Genomic DNA, 14,591 nt, shown 5'->3' with positions numbered 1-14,591 from the left:
TCATAAAATTTCATAAAAAGCGTTAAATATTCTTGTGAATTCGTAACAGATTGCAATTTTTGTAAACTAATTAAAGACCATTAAAAAAAATAAATACGAATGAACAAAAATACATTAACTGCTGTTGCAGCAGGATTGTTATTAGTAGGTTGTAATTCTACTAAATCTCTAAAGAAAGATGATTCTGCAGTTAATAATCCCATAGAATCTAGTATAGATTTAACAAACGTAAAAAATGATCAGGTTCCTGTAGTTATTAATCCAGGAAGATTCACTGCTGAAAAAGTAACCTATAGATTGCCTAGAGTTGTTCAAGGAACTTATTCTGTGAGTAATTTTGGTAAATATGTAGACGATTTTAAAGCGTTTGATTATAGTGGTGAAACTTTACCAGTTCAAAAGCTTGATGAAAATACTTGGGAAATTACCAATGCTACTCAATTAGATAAAGTTTCATATGCTGTAAATGATACTTTCGATCAAGAAAAAGTAGGAGGAATAGGAGAAGAAGTTCCTTTTTCACCATCAGGAACTAATATTGAAGAGACAAATTATGTTTTAAACTTACATGGATTTATTGGGTATTTCGATGCTTTAAAAAAGAATCAATACAAGCTTGATGTAATTGCTCCTTCAAAGTTTAAAAGAACTTCTGCATTGCAAGAAGTTGGAACGAAAACAAGTGAAGATGGTTCTACTGTGACAACTAGTTTTTTAGCTCCTCGTTATTTTGATATTACAGATAATCCTATGTTTTATGGAGAATTAGATGTAGAAGAATTTAATGTAGGAGATATTAAAATTGTTTTAAGTGTATACTCTCCAACTAAAAAACATTCTGCTAAAAAAATTAAAGCAGTAATGGAAAAAATGATGCAAGCTCAAAAATCTTATTTAGGTAGTGTTAATAGTACACCGAGATATGATATTTATTTATACTTAGCAGGACAAAATGAAGGTTCTCCTAAAGGTTTTGGAGCTTTAGAGCATCACACATCTACAGTAGTTGTGTTACCAGAAGTTATGGATGATGCTAGATTAGCACAATCGATGATAGATGTAGTTTCTCACGAGTTTTTTCATATTGTAACTCCGTTAAGTGTTCATTCTGAAGATGTTCATTATTTTGACTATGATCAACCTACGTTCTCTAAACATTTATGGATGTACGAAGGAGTAACAGAATATTTTGCAACACATTTCCAAGTAAATAAAGGTTTGGTAAAAGAAGATGAATTCTTTTCAAAAATTATGGGTAAAATTAATAGTGCTTCTCGTATGAACGATGCTATGAGTTTTACTAAAATGAGTGAAAATATTTTAGAAAAAGAATATCATGATCAATATATAAATGTATACCAAAAAGGAGCTTTAATTGGTATGTGTATTGATATTTTAATGCGTGAAGAAAGTAATGGTGAAAGAGGAATCCTTTCTTTAATGAAAGAATTGTCGAATAAATACGGTAAAAATCAACCTTTCGAAGATGATAAATTAATTGAAGAAATTACGGCAATGACATATCCTTCTATCGGAGAATTTTTAAACACTCATGTTGTTGGAGGAACTCCTATAGATTATAACTCTTTCTTTGAAAAAGTTGGAGTAGGTGTTGCAGAACGCAAAATTGAAACAGATTATGTAAGAAATGGAGGAGCATTTATTTTACGTGGAGATCAAGCTACAGGAAACATTATTTTTACAGAAGCTGTAAAAGCTAATAGTTTTTGGGCTGAAAACGGGGCTTTACCAGGAGATGCAATTAAAGTAATTAACGGTACTGCTTTAACAAGAGAAAATGCAAGACAAGTAATTGGAGGATTATTCGGATGGCAGCCTGGAACTGATGTAGAAGTGAAGTTAGAAAGAGCAGGAAAAGAAATCGTTATAAAAACGAAACTGACTCAATCGTATACAATGGGTAAAAGTTTAGGAGCTAAATCAGATGCGACTCAAAAACAGAAAGATTTATTAAATGCTTGGTTAAAAGGATAAAAATATAAGCACTAAGTTTTTTTAAAAAAAGAGCAAAACGATTTCGTTTTGCTCTTTTTCTTTTTTATAAAGAAAGATTATAATAACGCTGGCTTAACAAGAGTTTGAAAATTAAATTCTAATTTAACTATTACAAATTGTTATTTTGAAAAAGGTAAAAATTGCTATCAAACCAGATTTCATTGGTCATTTATAGAAACACGAAATTAACCTAAAGAGTAAAAATATTTGTTGAATAACAAATAAGGTGGAAGTCGAAAAACCTTTTAATAGAGTAGACCCTATATCAAATAAATAATTGAAATTTTATGAAAAGCTTAAAATTTTTGAAAGAAGAATTATTATCAAAAGCCAATAATTCAAAAGAACTTAATAGCGAAGAACAGAAACAAATTGTTGGAGGAGCATATAGTTCTCTAAGTGATTGTAGAAAATACTGTTACGATGGTCCTTTTAGAGGTTATTGTTATGTGGATTATGTTGTGGGTAATCAGGAGTACTGGGAATGTAGAGAAAGCTAAAAATTAAAATGGATATTAGATGAATACTTAATTTTTTATTTGTCTAATATCCATTAATAAATATTATAGATGGAATATATAAAAATCGATTACAATACTATTTTAAATACTTTAAATAAATTAATTAGTTTAACTAGTGAGAATGTAGATATAAACTCCATATTAATTGTTGGTAGCAATCACGATATAATGTCAAAAAAAGAAATCCGAAAGAATTCGGATATCGATTTTGTAATACTCAACAACAGTAAAACCTTTGCTGTAAAAGAAAAAATTCAAGGAATAACTTATGATATATCGTTCATAAATCATAAAGATATGGGAGCTTTAGTTTTAGGTGCTTTAAGTGGCTCTCCATTTTTTGGGAAGTTTTTTTCGTCAATACATAAGTATAGTATAATTCAAGATAAAGATAGTTTAGGAGATACATTCGTAAGTGTTATTAAATACCTTTATGATTGTTTTACAACATCATTTATTCCTAATTATGAAGTATCTACGATCTCATTAGATAGCATATCGGCCAATAAGGATGATATAGCAAAAGATACTGTTGAAGAAATGAATTTCGCTTCAATAAGACTTTCAGAACACGTATTTAATTATTTGTCTTATTTGTCTTACCCAATTCATACCAGTGGATCTTACAGAGGAAAAGTAATTGAAAAACAATTTCAGTATACAAAGAATAGAGAAAATCAAAACTGTATTTTAGATCAAAAAGATCTACTAAATGTTAGTAATTATATAGCTCCTGTTTCTGAATACAATTTTTTTGGATTTACGAACAATGATGATATACAAGAAGCTATTTCTCAAAATAGAATAGAAAACTATTATTATGGTTTTGATAATCTTGTAGCAGAAAAAAGTGTTGTTTTTTTATCTGAAAAAGATGTTCTGAATAACAATTTTCAGTTACTATATATTAAAAATATCATTCCTTTCTTAACGAATAATCAGCTTGAGATTTGTACAAATTTCTTTATTTCATTATCCAAAAAGCATGAAGAAAGTTCTTTAGAAAATAGAGTTCAATATTTATTGAATGTATTTAATAGTTTTAAAAAAGAACAGTATCACGAAATAATAATCAACACATTAAAAAGCTTATTTATTATAAAGTCAATTCACTTATTAGATGAGAGAGATAATAAAATAGATGTTGAAATTCTTGACGAATGGTTGTTACAAACGAAAGAAGAATTTTATTTCCCTAAAAGTTCTATTTCAGAAGAGTTAGATTTAAATAATCTGTTAACTATTATTTCAGAAAGTAAATTGCAAAGAGAGAAAGAAGTGAAGGTTTGTCATTTGTTTTTTGGAATTATGAAATCTTTAAGAGTGAATATAGAAGAATTTCATTTTGAAGAATTGGTAGTTAAATGATTTTAAATGTAATAAGAAAGGCCAATAATACATTAGTATTAATGACCTTTCGTTTGGTTAGTGTAACTAAGTTAGGTTAGTCCAGAAATTTGGTTGATAATTCTGGTGTTGGTACATAACAAGATTCCCTTTTACCGAACCACTTATATCTGTTCTTAGCAATAAAATCGTAAATAATATCTCTTATAAATCTTGGTAGAATAAAAAATATAGTCACAAGATGTACAGGAAACTTTAAGCGGTACGCTATTTTTAGTGCCGCTGTAGATTTATAAAATAAATTCTCTTCAGGAGTAAACAACAAAATAGAATCTACTTTATCAGTATCAATATTAAAATTGTCTATGATTTTTTCAGCTGTTTTTCCTTGTAATGAAGTAAAAACAAATTGTTTTTTCTTATCGTGTTTTAAAATAAATTGTACACTAGAGTTGCATAAATTGCAATCTCCATCAAAAAGAACTAGATATTTATCTTTAGGGATATTCATTTTTGATTATTATCTATTAAACGGTCTTTCGTTAATCCAATGGAATCCTCTATTAGTTAAGAGGTAATTTTTTCTATAGTCTTTAGTTTTATTGAATTTAATATATATTGAATCAGATTTTAAAGAGCCTCTTACAATAAAATTCGCTGTGTCTATTTCTTTATATTTAAAGTTGTAAACTTCGGTAGTATCTCTATAACCAGTTAGTTTAAGTTTATTTTTTTCTTCATTTAAATCAATTCTATACCAACTAGTTTTATCGTCTTCTTTTTTTATACGCAACCATTGTTTAGATTCAATTAGCATATCTTTCCATTTTGTAATCTTAAATTTGGTTGTATCAGATATAGAATAAATGGAATCATTTACTTCAAATTCTTTTACTTCATAATATCCTTTTAAAGGACTTGTACTATCCATTCCAATTCTACTATACAGATTGTACGGAATCGCTAAAAAAACGATAATTATTTTAAGAACTATAAATGTTTTGTTCAGCCAATTTTTTAGTTTAGGTTTTTCTATTTCTTTAATTTGAACTGGTTTCTTTAAAAAGAAAAATTGAAATAAATCTTTAAAGTTATAGGCAAGTAAGAATAATGCCATAAGCATTAAATTAGAAGAAACTATTTTAACAGGAACATCATAAAAAAAGTTAATAGCAACTACATTCGCTAAAGTAGCTACGGTAATTATTAATCCAAAGGTTAACGTTCTTCTAAAGAATAAAAGCACAGCGGCTACTTCAGCAAATCCCATGAATAAATTATATCCTTTAGAAAAGCCTAAAAACGTCCAAGCTAATCCCATTGGAGAAGAGTCTCCATAAGTTTGATTTAAACGATTGTATGATGGGTATGGAAATTGTGTTTTTATAATTTTAGCCATTCCATAACTGATTAACATTAATCCTAGGTAAAACCTTAAAAAAACAGTTAACCAGTAGTATAGTTTTTTATAATTCGCTTTATTTCTATCTAACAAAGACCAAATAATTGTAGATAAAACAGAAAATAGACAAATAGTAAAAATTAAAATATAATTGTATGTAGTATCACTACTACCCGTGAAAGCAGATTTTATTTCATAATCGATATTGAAAATAGTTTTACCAAACCAAGGAACTATTTTAGATAGAAAAAAAGTAAAAAAATTACCTATATCGTGCATAAATAATAGGAATAGCACAAAATAAGTAAAGAAAAAACGGAATGAGATTTTTTCACTTTTAGACCACTGTGTAGTTTCTATAGAGGTATTATTCATAGGTTGATTAATTAGATAAAACTTTATCAACCTCAAAACTATCTTTATCGAACTACAAAAAATTGTATTAAATGGACATTAACACTATTTAAGATCTTTAAAATAGATGTTTTCGTCAGAAAAGATATTTACTTCTTTAAAAAATTGATTTGGAGTAACTCCGGTTTGAGCTTTAAACATCCTGTTAAAAGAAGCTTGATCGTAAAATTTCTGTTCGTAAGCAATGTCGGAAAGTTTAAAATCTTTATTTTTCTCTTTTATTTTTTCTAAAGTATTTCTAAAACGAATATTATTTCTAATAATAGTAGGAGAACATCTACAATGTGTTATAAATAAGCGATATAGTTTTTTGTAGCTGCAATGTAATTCTTTAGCAATTTCATCAATATTCAGTTTTTCTTCTTGAAGAAGATGTACAGCTTGAATAATAATATCTAATTCTTTTTTTTCATTTAATTTACTGAGTAGATATTCTTCCACGATTTTGATTTTAATTTCTATAGCTTGACTAAAGAAATTATCATTTTGATCAAAAAAATCTTTAAAATCATCAATTTGAAAAAAAGGAATGTTAGTAAAATCTTTAGTTGTAAACTGAGATAAACCAAAGGGTGTAAAAATGATAACAAATTCACGAACATGCCCTTCTGTTTTAACTTGTAAAGGTTTAGCGTATTTATTTAAAGCAGTAAAGGTATTCGGGTAATTGGAGTCTTCTTTAATAGAAATACAATCGTCTTTATAACTGACATTAGCTTTTTCAAAAATACAAACTACATTATTACCGGATGGAAATGCATGATAACTTTCATCACGTAATTCGAGTTCATAATAAAAGCAAATATATTTAGAAAGTTCAGTGCTTGGACTTATCGTTTTAATATCCATCATAAGGTAAGCAACTTACTATATTTTTTTCATATTGATAAATTTTCCTTAAAATAGTTTTTTGCCTAAAAGCTACTTACTTTATTCATAATACTTTTCTTATTTTTGTCGCTATTAAATTTTAAAGATGTCTAAGAAAACTATAGCGATACTTACCGTAATTCTAGCGATATTGATAGATCAAATTAGTAAGATTTACATAAAAACACACTTTTCGTTAGGAGAAGAGATAAAGGTATTAGGCTTAGATTGGTTTAGAATTCATTTTACTGAAAACAATGGAATGGCCTGGGGGTTTGAGTTTGGAGGAAAAGCAGGAAAGTTATTCTTAACATTGTTTCGATTAGTTGCTGTTTCTGGTATTATTTACTGGTTAATACAAACTATAAAAAGTAAAATTCATAACGGAGTAGTGATCGCAATTTCTTTAATTCTTGCTGGAGCCATAGGAAACATTATCGATTCTGTTTTTTATGGAGTGATTTTTAGTAAGTCTGATAGAGGTGTTGTTGCCACTATGTTTCCAGAAGATGGTTATGCTGATTTTTTCTTCGGAAAAGTGGTAGATATGCTATACTTTCCAATGTATCAAGGAGAAAGTTTTACTTTCTTTAATGCTATATTTAATGGAGCGGATAGTTGGATTACCATTGGTGTAATTTTATTATTTATTTTTAATAAACAAGCTTTTCCTAAGGCAAAAAAAGAATAGATGAAGTGGTATTTAAAGCTTCAAATAAAAATGTTTAACCGACATTTAAATGATTTTGGAGTACCACCACTATTTGCTTATCCTATTTTACTTACTTTATTCGTTTTAAGTTCTAATTTCATATTTTACACTTTAGAACATTATGCAGCTTATGGTTATTTATTGTTGTTAGTATCTGTATTAATTAAGTTGAGTGAAAAAAAACGAAATGATTTTTTAAAGCTTATTTTCACCAAAAAATTATACAACAAGCTAAGAATTATAGAAAACTTAGTAATAAGTATACCGTTTGTTTTATACTTCATTTATCAAAGCGAATACATATTTCTAGGATACGTCTTCATTGCGATATTAATATTAAGTAAATTAATAACAAAGATTTCTTCTAGTGTTGTTATTCCAACACCATTTGGAAAAAAGCCATTTGAATTTCCTTTAGGTTTTAGAAATAGTTTTTACATGTTTCCAATAGTATATTGGTTAACTCACAAATCAATTGAAGTTGGTAATTTTAATCTTGGAATCTTTTCTTTACTCTTGTTATTTGTTACACTTATCACATATTATTCTAAAATGGAAAATGAGTTTTATGTGTGGTCATTTAAATATTCTGCAGAAGAATTCCTTCAAAAAAAAATAAAAATAGGAGTATTGTATGCAATTATTTTAAGTCTACCGATTACTATATTTTTAACCGTTTTTTTTAGTGAATATGTGCTTATTATAATGATTTTTAATCTACTTTGTTTTTTGTATTACATTCAAGCTATTATAGCTAAGTATTGCGATTTTCCAAAAAAAATGAATTTACCAAGCTCAATGATATTTGCAGCGAGTTTAGCTTTGCCACCTTTTGTGCTTTTTACATTTGGTTATTTTTACAAGAGATCTATTCAAAAATTAAAATCCATTTTACATGATAAGCATTAAAAATCTATCTAAAAAATATGGAAGAAACTCAGTATTGAATGACATTAATATTGATTTTGAAGAAGGCAAAGTATATGGAGTTGTAGGTGAAAATGGAGCAGGTAAAACTACTTTTTTTAACTGTTTGTCTGGAATAGAAAATTATAATGGAAATATTATTTCAATATCGAATTTAAAAGACACAATTGGTTTTTTACAAACTGAATTTTATTTCTTTCCAAAAATCACAGGAAGAGAATATATTCAATTGTTATTAAATGCTAGAGAAGTAAGTGTAAAGGATATAGATAAACGTAATATTTTCAATTTACCGTTAGATAAATATGCGATTAATTATTCTACAGGAATGAAAAAGAAATTGGCCTTAACGGCAATTCTTTTACAAGAAAATAAAGTCTTTATTTTCGATGAACCTTTTAATGGAGTAGATATACAAAGTAATATTGTCATCACAGAAATTATTCATCAATTAAAAAAGCTGAATAAGTTGGTGATTATTTCATCTCATATTTTTTCAACTTTAGCGACAACTTGTGATGAAATCCATGTATTAGAAAAAGGAAGTTTTGTAAAAAAAGTAATGAAAGAAGATTTCACTGAATTAGAAGATGAAATGAAAGCTAAAACTCTTCTTAATACGATAGATAAACTAGGTTTAAAATAAAAAAGAGATCACTTTTCGTAATCTCTTTTTCTAATTTTATGTTTAAAAACGCTATTCTAAAGCTCCTAAATAACGTTCAGCATCTAATGCAGCCATACAACCTGTACCAGCAGCAGTAACCGCTTGTCTGTATTCTTTATCTTGAACATCACCAGCAGCAAAAACTCCAGGAACATTCGTTTTAGTCGTTTTACCGTTAGTAATTAAGTAACCGGTTTCGTCCATATCTAAAACACCTTTAAATAATTGTGTATTTGGTGTATGTCCGATAGCAATAAATACTCCAGTAACAGGAATATCTGTTTTGTCTCCAGTCTGATTGTTTACAGCTCTAACACCTTCAACAACATTATCTCCTAAAACTTCATCAATTTCAGTATTAAATAATACTTCAATATTTTCAGTTTTATTTACTCTATGTTGCATTGCTTTAGACGCACGCATATAATCTTTACGAACTAACATAGTAACTTTACTACAAATGTTAGCTAGGTAAGTAGCTTCTTCAGCAGCAGTATCTCCAGCTCCAACAACTACAACATCTTGCCCTTTATAAAAGAAACCATCACAAGTAGCACAAGCAGAAACTCCACCACCAATTAAACGCTGTTCACTTTCTAAACCAAGATATTTAGCTGTAGCTCCTGTTGAGATAATTACAGTTTCAGCTTCTAATTCGGTAGTCTCATCTACAACAACTTTATGAATTCCTCCTTCTTCAGTAGAAAAATCAACTTTAGTTACTAAACCAAAACGAACTTCAGTACCGAAACGCTCAGCTTGGTTTTTTAAATCTTCCATCATAGCTGTCCCGTCAGTACCATTTGGATATCCTGGGAAATTATCTACTTCTGTGGTCGTTGTTAACTGACCACCCATTTGCATTCCTGTATACATTACAGGTTTCATGTCGGCTCTAGCAGCATAAATTGCAGCAGTATATCCTGCAGGCCCAGAACCGATTATTAAACATTTTATTCTTTCTACAGTATTTGACATTGGGTATTTTTTATAGAACTACAAATGTATATTTTTTTTATTTGCGTAAGAACAATATACATATATTTCTGTTATTAGACGATAATTAAAATTAATCTTACATTTCAATTTTTATTTGAATAAATTAGTATTCTGAGAAAAAATTTTATACATTTGTCGCCCGTTAAACGGGGTGTAGCGTAGCCCGGTCATCGCGCCTGCTTTGGGAGCAGGAGGTCGCAGGTTCGAATCCTGCCACCCCGACAACATAATAAATATAAAAACACTGTTGATTTCTTTAATCTTCAGTGTTTTTTGTTTTTAAGGTTTTTTAAAGATGTTTTATTCAATCCATTTTCTAAATTCGCTAGTAGTAGCAGCACTTGTAATTAAATGTTGCTTGTAATTTTTAATTGAAATTGCTAACCGATCACCAAAATAAGGTTCTATTTTTTCAATAAAATTAATGTTTACAATTTCTCCACGATTAATTTGAAAGAACTCTTTTGGATTTAATTCCTTAATTAAATCGGATAATTTATAACGAAATTCATTTTCTTTTCCGTGTTCATCTATTGCAATACATTTTCCTGAGTTAGATAGAATTGCACTAGCATTTTTTGTGCTTAAAATTTTTATCTCTGTTTTGGTTTTTATAATAATACGCTCTTTGTAATTATTGGTTAAACTGTGAATAGTTTCAGATATTTCTTTCCAGTTTATTTCTTTGTTTTGTAATGATTCAAACTTCTCCATAGCCTTACTAAACTTGTTAAAACTAATAGGTTTTAACAAGTAAGCAATACCGTTAACATCAAAAGCATCTTGATAAAAAGTATTATAAGCTGTTGTGAATATAATTGGAGATTTTATAATGTTAGTGTTTAATAATGAAAACACATTTCCATCTAATAATTCAATATCAGAAAAAACCAAATCCACTTGTTCATTAATCGCATACCATTGTTTAACTTCTTCTTTACTTTGTAATGTTGCTGCAATTTCAATTTTATTGTTATATCTAAGAATATGATCTGAAATAATTTCAATATTTATAACTTCATCTTCTATAATTAGCACTTTCATATTTCTAAAATTAAAGGGATTTTAACAATGAATTCTTTATCAGTTTCGGTAAAAACAACACTAGTATTAAAATTCAATTGGTATTGACGTTTTAAATAATCGTTTCCAGTTCCTGTTCCAAGAGTAAAATCTACTTTATTTAATTTATTTTTTATCACAATTGAATTCTCTTCACATGAGAGAAAAATGAGTAGTGGATTTTCTTCACTTCCTTTATTGTGTTTTATTGCGTTTTCTACGCATAATTGTAATGAGCAAGGAATAATAAAACCTCTACTATTTTTAATCTTATTTTTAATTTGGTATGCTTTTCCAAAGCGTTTTTCCATTAAATTCATATATTTTTTCAGAAAAGAAATTTCACTTTCTAACTCAACTAATTGCTTTTTTCCGTGGTTTAAATAATAGCGGTATACATCTGAAAAATCATCAATAAAGTCTTCTATTTGTTCTGGGTTTTTTCTTGCTAGACCTGATAAAATACTTAGATTATTGAATAAAAAATGAGGTTCTAAATTTTTCTGAAGCATTTGTGATTGTAGTGTTGTTTTTTCTTTTTCAGTTTGTTCTAATTCTAATAAAGCTTTTTGAGATTGTCTGAAATATAAAAATGCTGAAGTAAGTGCAAAAATATCGACAAGTATAAAAGCAACAGACAGCGTATTTATAACCCTACCAATAACATCATATGTTTTTTTTGTGCTTAAAAGGCCATGTAAAACAGCATAATCGATAATAATGCCTATGAAGCCAAATATAAAAAAAGATAAAACATAAACTTTTACGAATTTTAGAATTGTATTTGTATCCTCTATTTTATTAATTAATCTCCAGGAAAATAGTACCGATATTACTGCAACTAAAGAGAATAGAAAAACTGACAAATGATCGAAATAGTCATAAAAATCAATATCACTTCTAGTTCGCACGTTATGCAAAAGATAGAGTTTTCCAACATTTCCTATCAATAATAATGCAATTACAATGAAAACTTGTTTTAGATTTATTTTTTGATTAAAAACCTTCACTTCTTAAACTTTTAAGTTTGAAAAATACATTTTTTGAGAATAATAAAGCTGTTTAAAGAATAAAATACTCTAAAACAGCTTTACTTTTTGTTAATTATTTTTTGCTCTGTTTTGTTCGTCTTCGTTTCCAGAACTACGTTGATTCACTTTTATTTTCTTATTACCAAAACTATAGTTTAAACTTATTTTAAAATTTCTTGTGTCAAAATAATTATAATATGTCTGATCAATACCATTTGTTTTCGTATTAACTTTTGTAGCTCTTCTTCTGAAAATGTCATTTAAAGCAAGTGTGCAATTCAATTTTTTATCTAACATAGAAAACTTTAACCCTAAGTCTAAATTTACCATTTCTGATACTGAAAAATACATAAGTTTTTGAGGCGAAGCATAAATTAATGTTGTCTCTGCTTGAATAGTTTTGGCCTCATTTAATTGAAATGTATTTCTATTGTATAATTGAAAATTCCAACCGCTTAATAATTCAGCATTTAAATTAAATCCGTCTTTGTAACGTGTATCCATTCTCGATAGCGTAGCTTGGGTAGTCATATTCCACCATTTTGTTGGATTATATAAAAAGGTTTCAGTTAACCCGTAGTTATAAGCTTTATAAAAGTTTTCGTAAGTAACTACAATTCTTTGTTGTGTTCCATCTTCTGCTCTAATAATATTGAAATATCCATCGTCTACATAACTTACAAATGCTTTACTGATAAGTTTTCCTTTATAGATGTGTTTAAGTTCTATATTTTCAGAAATTTGAGGGTTTAAAAATGGATTTCCTTCTTGGTATGAAATAGAATTTATATAAAAACGAAATGGATTTAAAAGTTCGAAACTTGGTCTCTTAATTCTTCTACTGTAACTTAAGTTAAACATATTCTCTTTACTTGGGTTATATCCAATGAAAACAGATGGAAATAACTTATTATATGAATTAATATTTGTTTGATTGTTCGTTTTTGAAATTCCTTTTGTTCTTGTGTTTTCAAAACGTAATCCAACTTTTGTTTGCCATTTTTTTCCTAGTGATTTAGATACATCAGCATATAAAGCATTAATGTTTTCTGAATATATAAACTCGTTGCTTTGGGTTGGATCAAAAATTGGTGTTCCAGTTGTTTTATTATAAAATGATACGTCGCTATCAGTTTCAGTAAATGTCGTTTTAGCTCCGTAAGAAAAATTTCCCCATTTACTTGGATGTTGAATGTCAATTCGACCACTATAATTTTTAATTTCTTGATTCGTGCTATTTTCAGCTTCAAAAAAACTAGGATTTGTAATAAACTGTTCACTACTAAAATTTCTAGTGTTGGCAATTTTGAAATTGAAGTAATCTACATCTACAGATAATTTTCTTCCGAGTGTGTCTAATTTTTGAATGTAATGTGCATTTATCGAATGATTTTCATTTGTTAAATCAGCATTACCAAAATTATCAGTAAATGTTCCATTTCCATCATTAGTTAAAGTTTTTCCTTCATCAACAATACCTTTATCTTCATATGATCCTGAATATAAGATTCCTATAGAAGTGTTTTCTGTTAAGTCGTAATCTAAACCAAATCGACCAGAAATTAACTGTTCTCTATTTTTCATGTCTAAATTAGTAACTGTCGAAGCAGAAGGATAAATAATATCAAACTCATTGAATTGAGCTGAATTTCCCTTGGTTCCATTTAATGAAGCTACGAGACTTATTTTATCTTTATTGTAGTTAAATGTATTTCCGACATTAAATAAAGGAAATGTTGCTTGAGTATAAGAAGTTCTAATTTGATTATTCCAGCTGTTTTCTTTTGATTTTTTTAATACAATATTAATTAATCCGCTATCACCTTCGGCATCGTATTTAGACGGAGGAGTTGTGATAACTTCAATGTTTTTGATATCATCTGAAGCAATTGTATTTAAATAAGCCATTAATTCATTACCAGATAACTGAATAATTCTATCGTTTACCATTACACGAACATTCCCTTTACCAACAATAGCTAGTTTATCGGTATCTACATTTACACTTGGAGTAGATTTTAATGCATCAAGAGAAGTTCCTCCAGTTCCTGCTACTGTATTTTCTACATTAAATACCAAACGATCTACTTTTTGTTGAATTAACTTTTTACGAGCAGTAATTACAATTTCTTGTAATTGTTCTCCTTCTTCTTCTAAAACAATAGTTCCGATGTTAGATTGAGTTGGAAATATTTTTTTAGTAGTAAACCCAACAAAACTAATTTCTAAGAATATATTTTCTTTTTTTGTTTTAATAGAAAATTCACCATTTTCATCAGAAATTACTCCTGTGATTATAGAATTATCGATTTTATTTTTTGCGACAATATTTGCAAATGAAATAGGTTGGTTTTGTTTGTCGATTACTTTTCCAGTAAAGGTTTGTGCAAAACTAATAGTATAAATAAAAAGAGTTAAAAATGTGGCTATAATTTTCATAGTTGTATAATATTTCACGTTTAATTACAGCTCAAAAGTATTTTGAAGATGTACGTTTTGAAATAGCTATACAATGAATTCAAGGAAAAATGAAGTGAATTCAAGGAAAAGGATTCAAAGAGCTATAGAGAATAGAAATAAAAAAGCTTCATCATAATAGATGAAGCTTTTTTATTCTAGAATA

General features: G+C 27.9%; 13 protein-coding genes and 1 tRNA gene. 7 read left to right on the top strand and 7 right to left on the bottom strand.

The annotated features are described in order from the left end of the window. The first annotated feature begins 99 nt into the window (after nucleotides 1–99). The 3 genes from Q1A46_RS16390 (at nucleotide 100) to Q1A46_RS16380 (ending at nucleotide 3,905) form a co-directional block, all read left to right on the top strand. Complete coding sequence (locus Q1A46_RS16390) at nucleotides 100–1,995, top strand: peptidase M61 (RefSeq protein ID WP_299681268.1); 1,896 nt, start codon at nucleotides 100–102, stop codon at nucleotides 1,993–1,995. 308 nt (nucleotides 1,996–2,303) lie between these two features. Continuing rightward, a complete protein-coding gene (locus Q1A46_RS16385; protein ID WP_299681265.1) occupies nucleotides 2,304–2,516 on the top strand; it encodes a hypothetical protein in 213 nt (70 codons plus the stop codon). Nucleotides 2,517–2,585: 69 nt separating this feature from the next. Next, nucleotides 2,586–3,905, top strand: a complete 1,320-nt coding sequence (locus Q1A46_RS16380; protein WP_299681262.1) for a hypothetical protein — start codon at nucleotides 2,586–2,588, stop codon at nucleotides 3,903–3,905. 76 nt (nucleotides 3,906–3,981) lie between these two features. On the opposite strand, the gene Q1A46_RS16375 is transcribed toward Q1A46_RS16380, so the two are convergent. The 3 genes from Q1A46_RS16375 to Q1A46_RS16365 form a co-directional block, all read right to left on the bottom strand. Further along, on the bottom strand, nucleotides 3,982–4,395 hold the full coding sequence (locus Q1A46_RS16375; RefSeq protein ID WP_299681259.1) for a thiol-disulfide oxidoreductase DCC family protein: 414 nt from the start codon (nucleotides 4,393–4,395) through the stop codon (nucleotides 3,982–3,984). A 9-nt stretch (nucleotides 4,396–4,404) separates the two neighbouring features. Beyond that, nucleotides 4,405–5,661 carry a hypothetical protein gene (locus Q1A46_RS16370; protein ID WP_299681256.1) on the bottom strand — a complete coding sequence of 419 codons (1,257 nt, stop codon included), beginning with the start codon at nucleotides 5,659–5,661 and terminating at the stop codon, nucleotides 4,405–4,407. A gap of 84 nt (nucleotides 5,662–5,745) precedes the next feature. After that, nucleotides 5,746–6,552 carry an AraC family transcriptional regulator gene (locus Q1A46_RS16365; RefSeq protein WP_299681253.1) on the bottom strand — a complete coding sequence of 269 codons (807 nt, stop codon included), beginning with the start codon at nucleotides 6,550–6,552 and terminating at the stop codon, nucleotides 5,746–5,748. Between the two features lie 124 nt (nucleotides 6,553–6,676). Here Q1A46_RS16365 and Q1A46_RS16360 point away from each other — a divergent pair, with 124 nt between their 5' ends. Genes Q1A46_RS16360 through Q1A46_RS16350 form a run of 3 tightly spaced genes read left to right on the top strand, consistent with a single transcriptional unit; the run spans nucleotide 6,677 to nucleotide 8,855 of the window. Continuing rightward, entirely contained in the window at nucleotides 6,677–7,261 is a 585-nt protein-coding gene (locus tag Q1A46_RS16360) for a lipoprotein signal peptidase (RefSeq protein ID WP_299681250.1), read from the top strand. Next, entirely contained in the window at nucleotides 7,262–8,191 is a 930-nt protein-coding gene (locus Q1A46_RS16355) for an ABC transporter permease (protein WP_299681247.1), read from the top strand. Continuing rightward, entirely contained in the window at nucleotides 8,178–8,855 is a 678-nt protein-coding gene (locus tag Q1A46_RS16350) for an ATP-binding cassette domain-containing protein (RefSeq protein WP_299681243.1), read from the top strand. Before Q1A46_RS16355 ends, Q1A46_RS16350 begins: the two co-directional genes overlap by 14 nt. A gap of 51 nt (nucleotides 8,856–8,906) precedes the next feature. Here Q1A46_RS16350 and trxB read toward each other — a convergent pair whose 3' ends face one another. Continuing rightward, entirely contained in the window at nucleotides 8,907–9,854 is a 948-nt protein-coding gene (gene trxB, locus Q1A46_RS16345; RefSeq protein ID WP_299681240.1) for a thioredoxin-disulfide reductase, read from the bottom strand. 168 nt (nucleotides 9,855–10,022) lie between these two features. Between trxB and Q1A46_RS16340 the strand changes: the two genes are divergently transcribed. Beyond that, a tRNA-Pro gene (locus Q1A46_RS16340) sits at nucleotides 10,023–10,097 on the top strand. Nucleotides 10,098–10,175: 78 nt separating this feature from the next. On the opposite strand, the gene Q1A46_RS16335 is transcribed toward Q1A46_RS16340, so the two are convergent. From Q1A46_RS16335 to Q1A46_RS16325, 3 genes are all read right to left on the bottom strand, one after another. After that, complete coding sequence (locus tag Q1A46_RS16335) at nucleotides 10,176–10,919, bottom strand: LytTR family DNA-binding domain-containing protein (protein WP_299681237.1); 744 nt, start codon at nucleotides 10,917–10,919, stop codon at nucleotides 10,176–10,178. After that, nucleotides 10,916–11,947, bottom strand: a complete 1,032-nt coding sequence (locus Q1A46_RS16330; RefSeq protein ID WP_299681234.1) for a sensor histidine kinase — start codon at nucleotides 11,945–11,947, stop codon at nucleotides 10,916–10,918. The genes Q1A46_RS16335 and Q1A46_RS16330 overlap by 4 nt, the downstream gene beginning before the upstream one ends. A gap of 90 nt (nucleotides 11,948–12,037) precedes the next feature. After that, nucleotides 12,038–14,407 carry an outer membrane beta-barrel family protein gene (locus tag Q1A46_RS16325; RefSeq protein ID WP_299681231.1) on the bottom strand — a complete coding sequence of 790 codons (2,370 nt, stop codon included), beginning with the start codon at nucleotides 14,405–14,407 and terminating at the stop codon, nucleotides 12,038–12,040. Nucleotides 14,408–14,591 lie beyond the last annotated feature (184 nt).

This window comes from uncultured Tenacibaculum sp. (assembly GCF_947502995.1).
Classification (GTDB): Bacteria; Bacteroidota; Bacteroidia; order Flavobacteriales; family Flavobacteriaceae; genus Polaribacter.
The sequence above is the reverse complement of the archived record's forward strand: the minus strand, read 5'-3'. Positions and strand labels throughout refer to the sequence as shown.

Coding starts and splice junctions, on each gene's coding strand:
- Q1A46_RS16325 (WP_299681231.1), bottom strand. CDS start 14,407: ATGAAAATTATAGCCACATTTTTAACTCTTTTTATTTATACTATTAGT.
- Q1A46_RS16335 (WP_299681237.1), bottom strand. CDS start 10,919: ATGAAAGTGCTAATTATAGAAGATGAAGTTATAAATATTGAAATTATT.
- Q1A46_RS16365 (WP_299681253.1), bottom strand. CDS start 6,552: ATGATGGATATTAAAACGATAAGTCCAAGCACTGAACTTTCTAAATAT.
- Q1A46_RS16390 (WP_299681268.1), top strand. CDS start 100: ATGAACAAAAATACATTAACTGCTGTTGCAGCAGGATTGTTATTAGTA.
- Q1A46_RS16350 (WP_299681243.1), top strand. CDS start 8,178: ATGATAAGCATTAAAAATCTATCTAAAAAATATGGAAGAAACTCAGTA.
- Q1A46_RS16385 (WP_299681265.1), top strand. CDS start 2,304: ATGAAAAGCTTAAAATTTTTGAAAGAAGAATTATTATCAAAAGCCAAT.
- trxB (WP_299681240.1), bottom strand. CDS start 9,854: ATGTCAAATACTGTAGAAAGAATAAAATGTTTAATAATCGGTTCTGGG.
- Q1A46_RS16355 (WP_299681247.1), top strand. CDS start 7,262: ATGAAGTGGTATTTAAAGCTTCAAATAAAAATGTTTAACCGACATTTA.
- Q1A46_RS16375 (WP_299681259.1), bottom strand. CDS start 4,395: ATGAATATCCCTAAAGATAAATATCTAGTTCTTTTTGATGGAGATTGC.
- Q1A46_RS16360 (WP_299681250.1), top strand. CDS start 6,677: ATGTCTAAGAAAACTATAGCGATACTTACCGTAATTCTAGCGATATTG.
- Q1A46_RS16370 (WP_299681256.1), bottom strand. CDS start 5,661: ATGAATAATACCTCTATAGAAACTACACAGTGGTCTAAAAGTGAAAAA.
- Q1A46_RS16380 (WP_299681262.1), top strand. CDS start 2,586: ATGGAATATATAAAAATCGATTACAATACTATTTTAAATACTTTAAAT.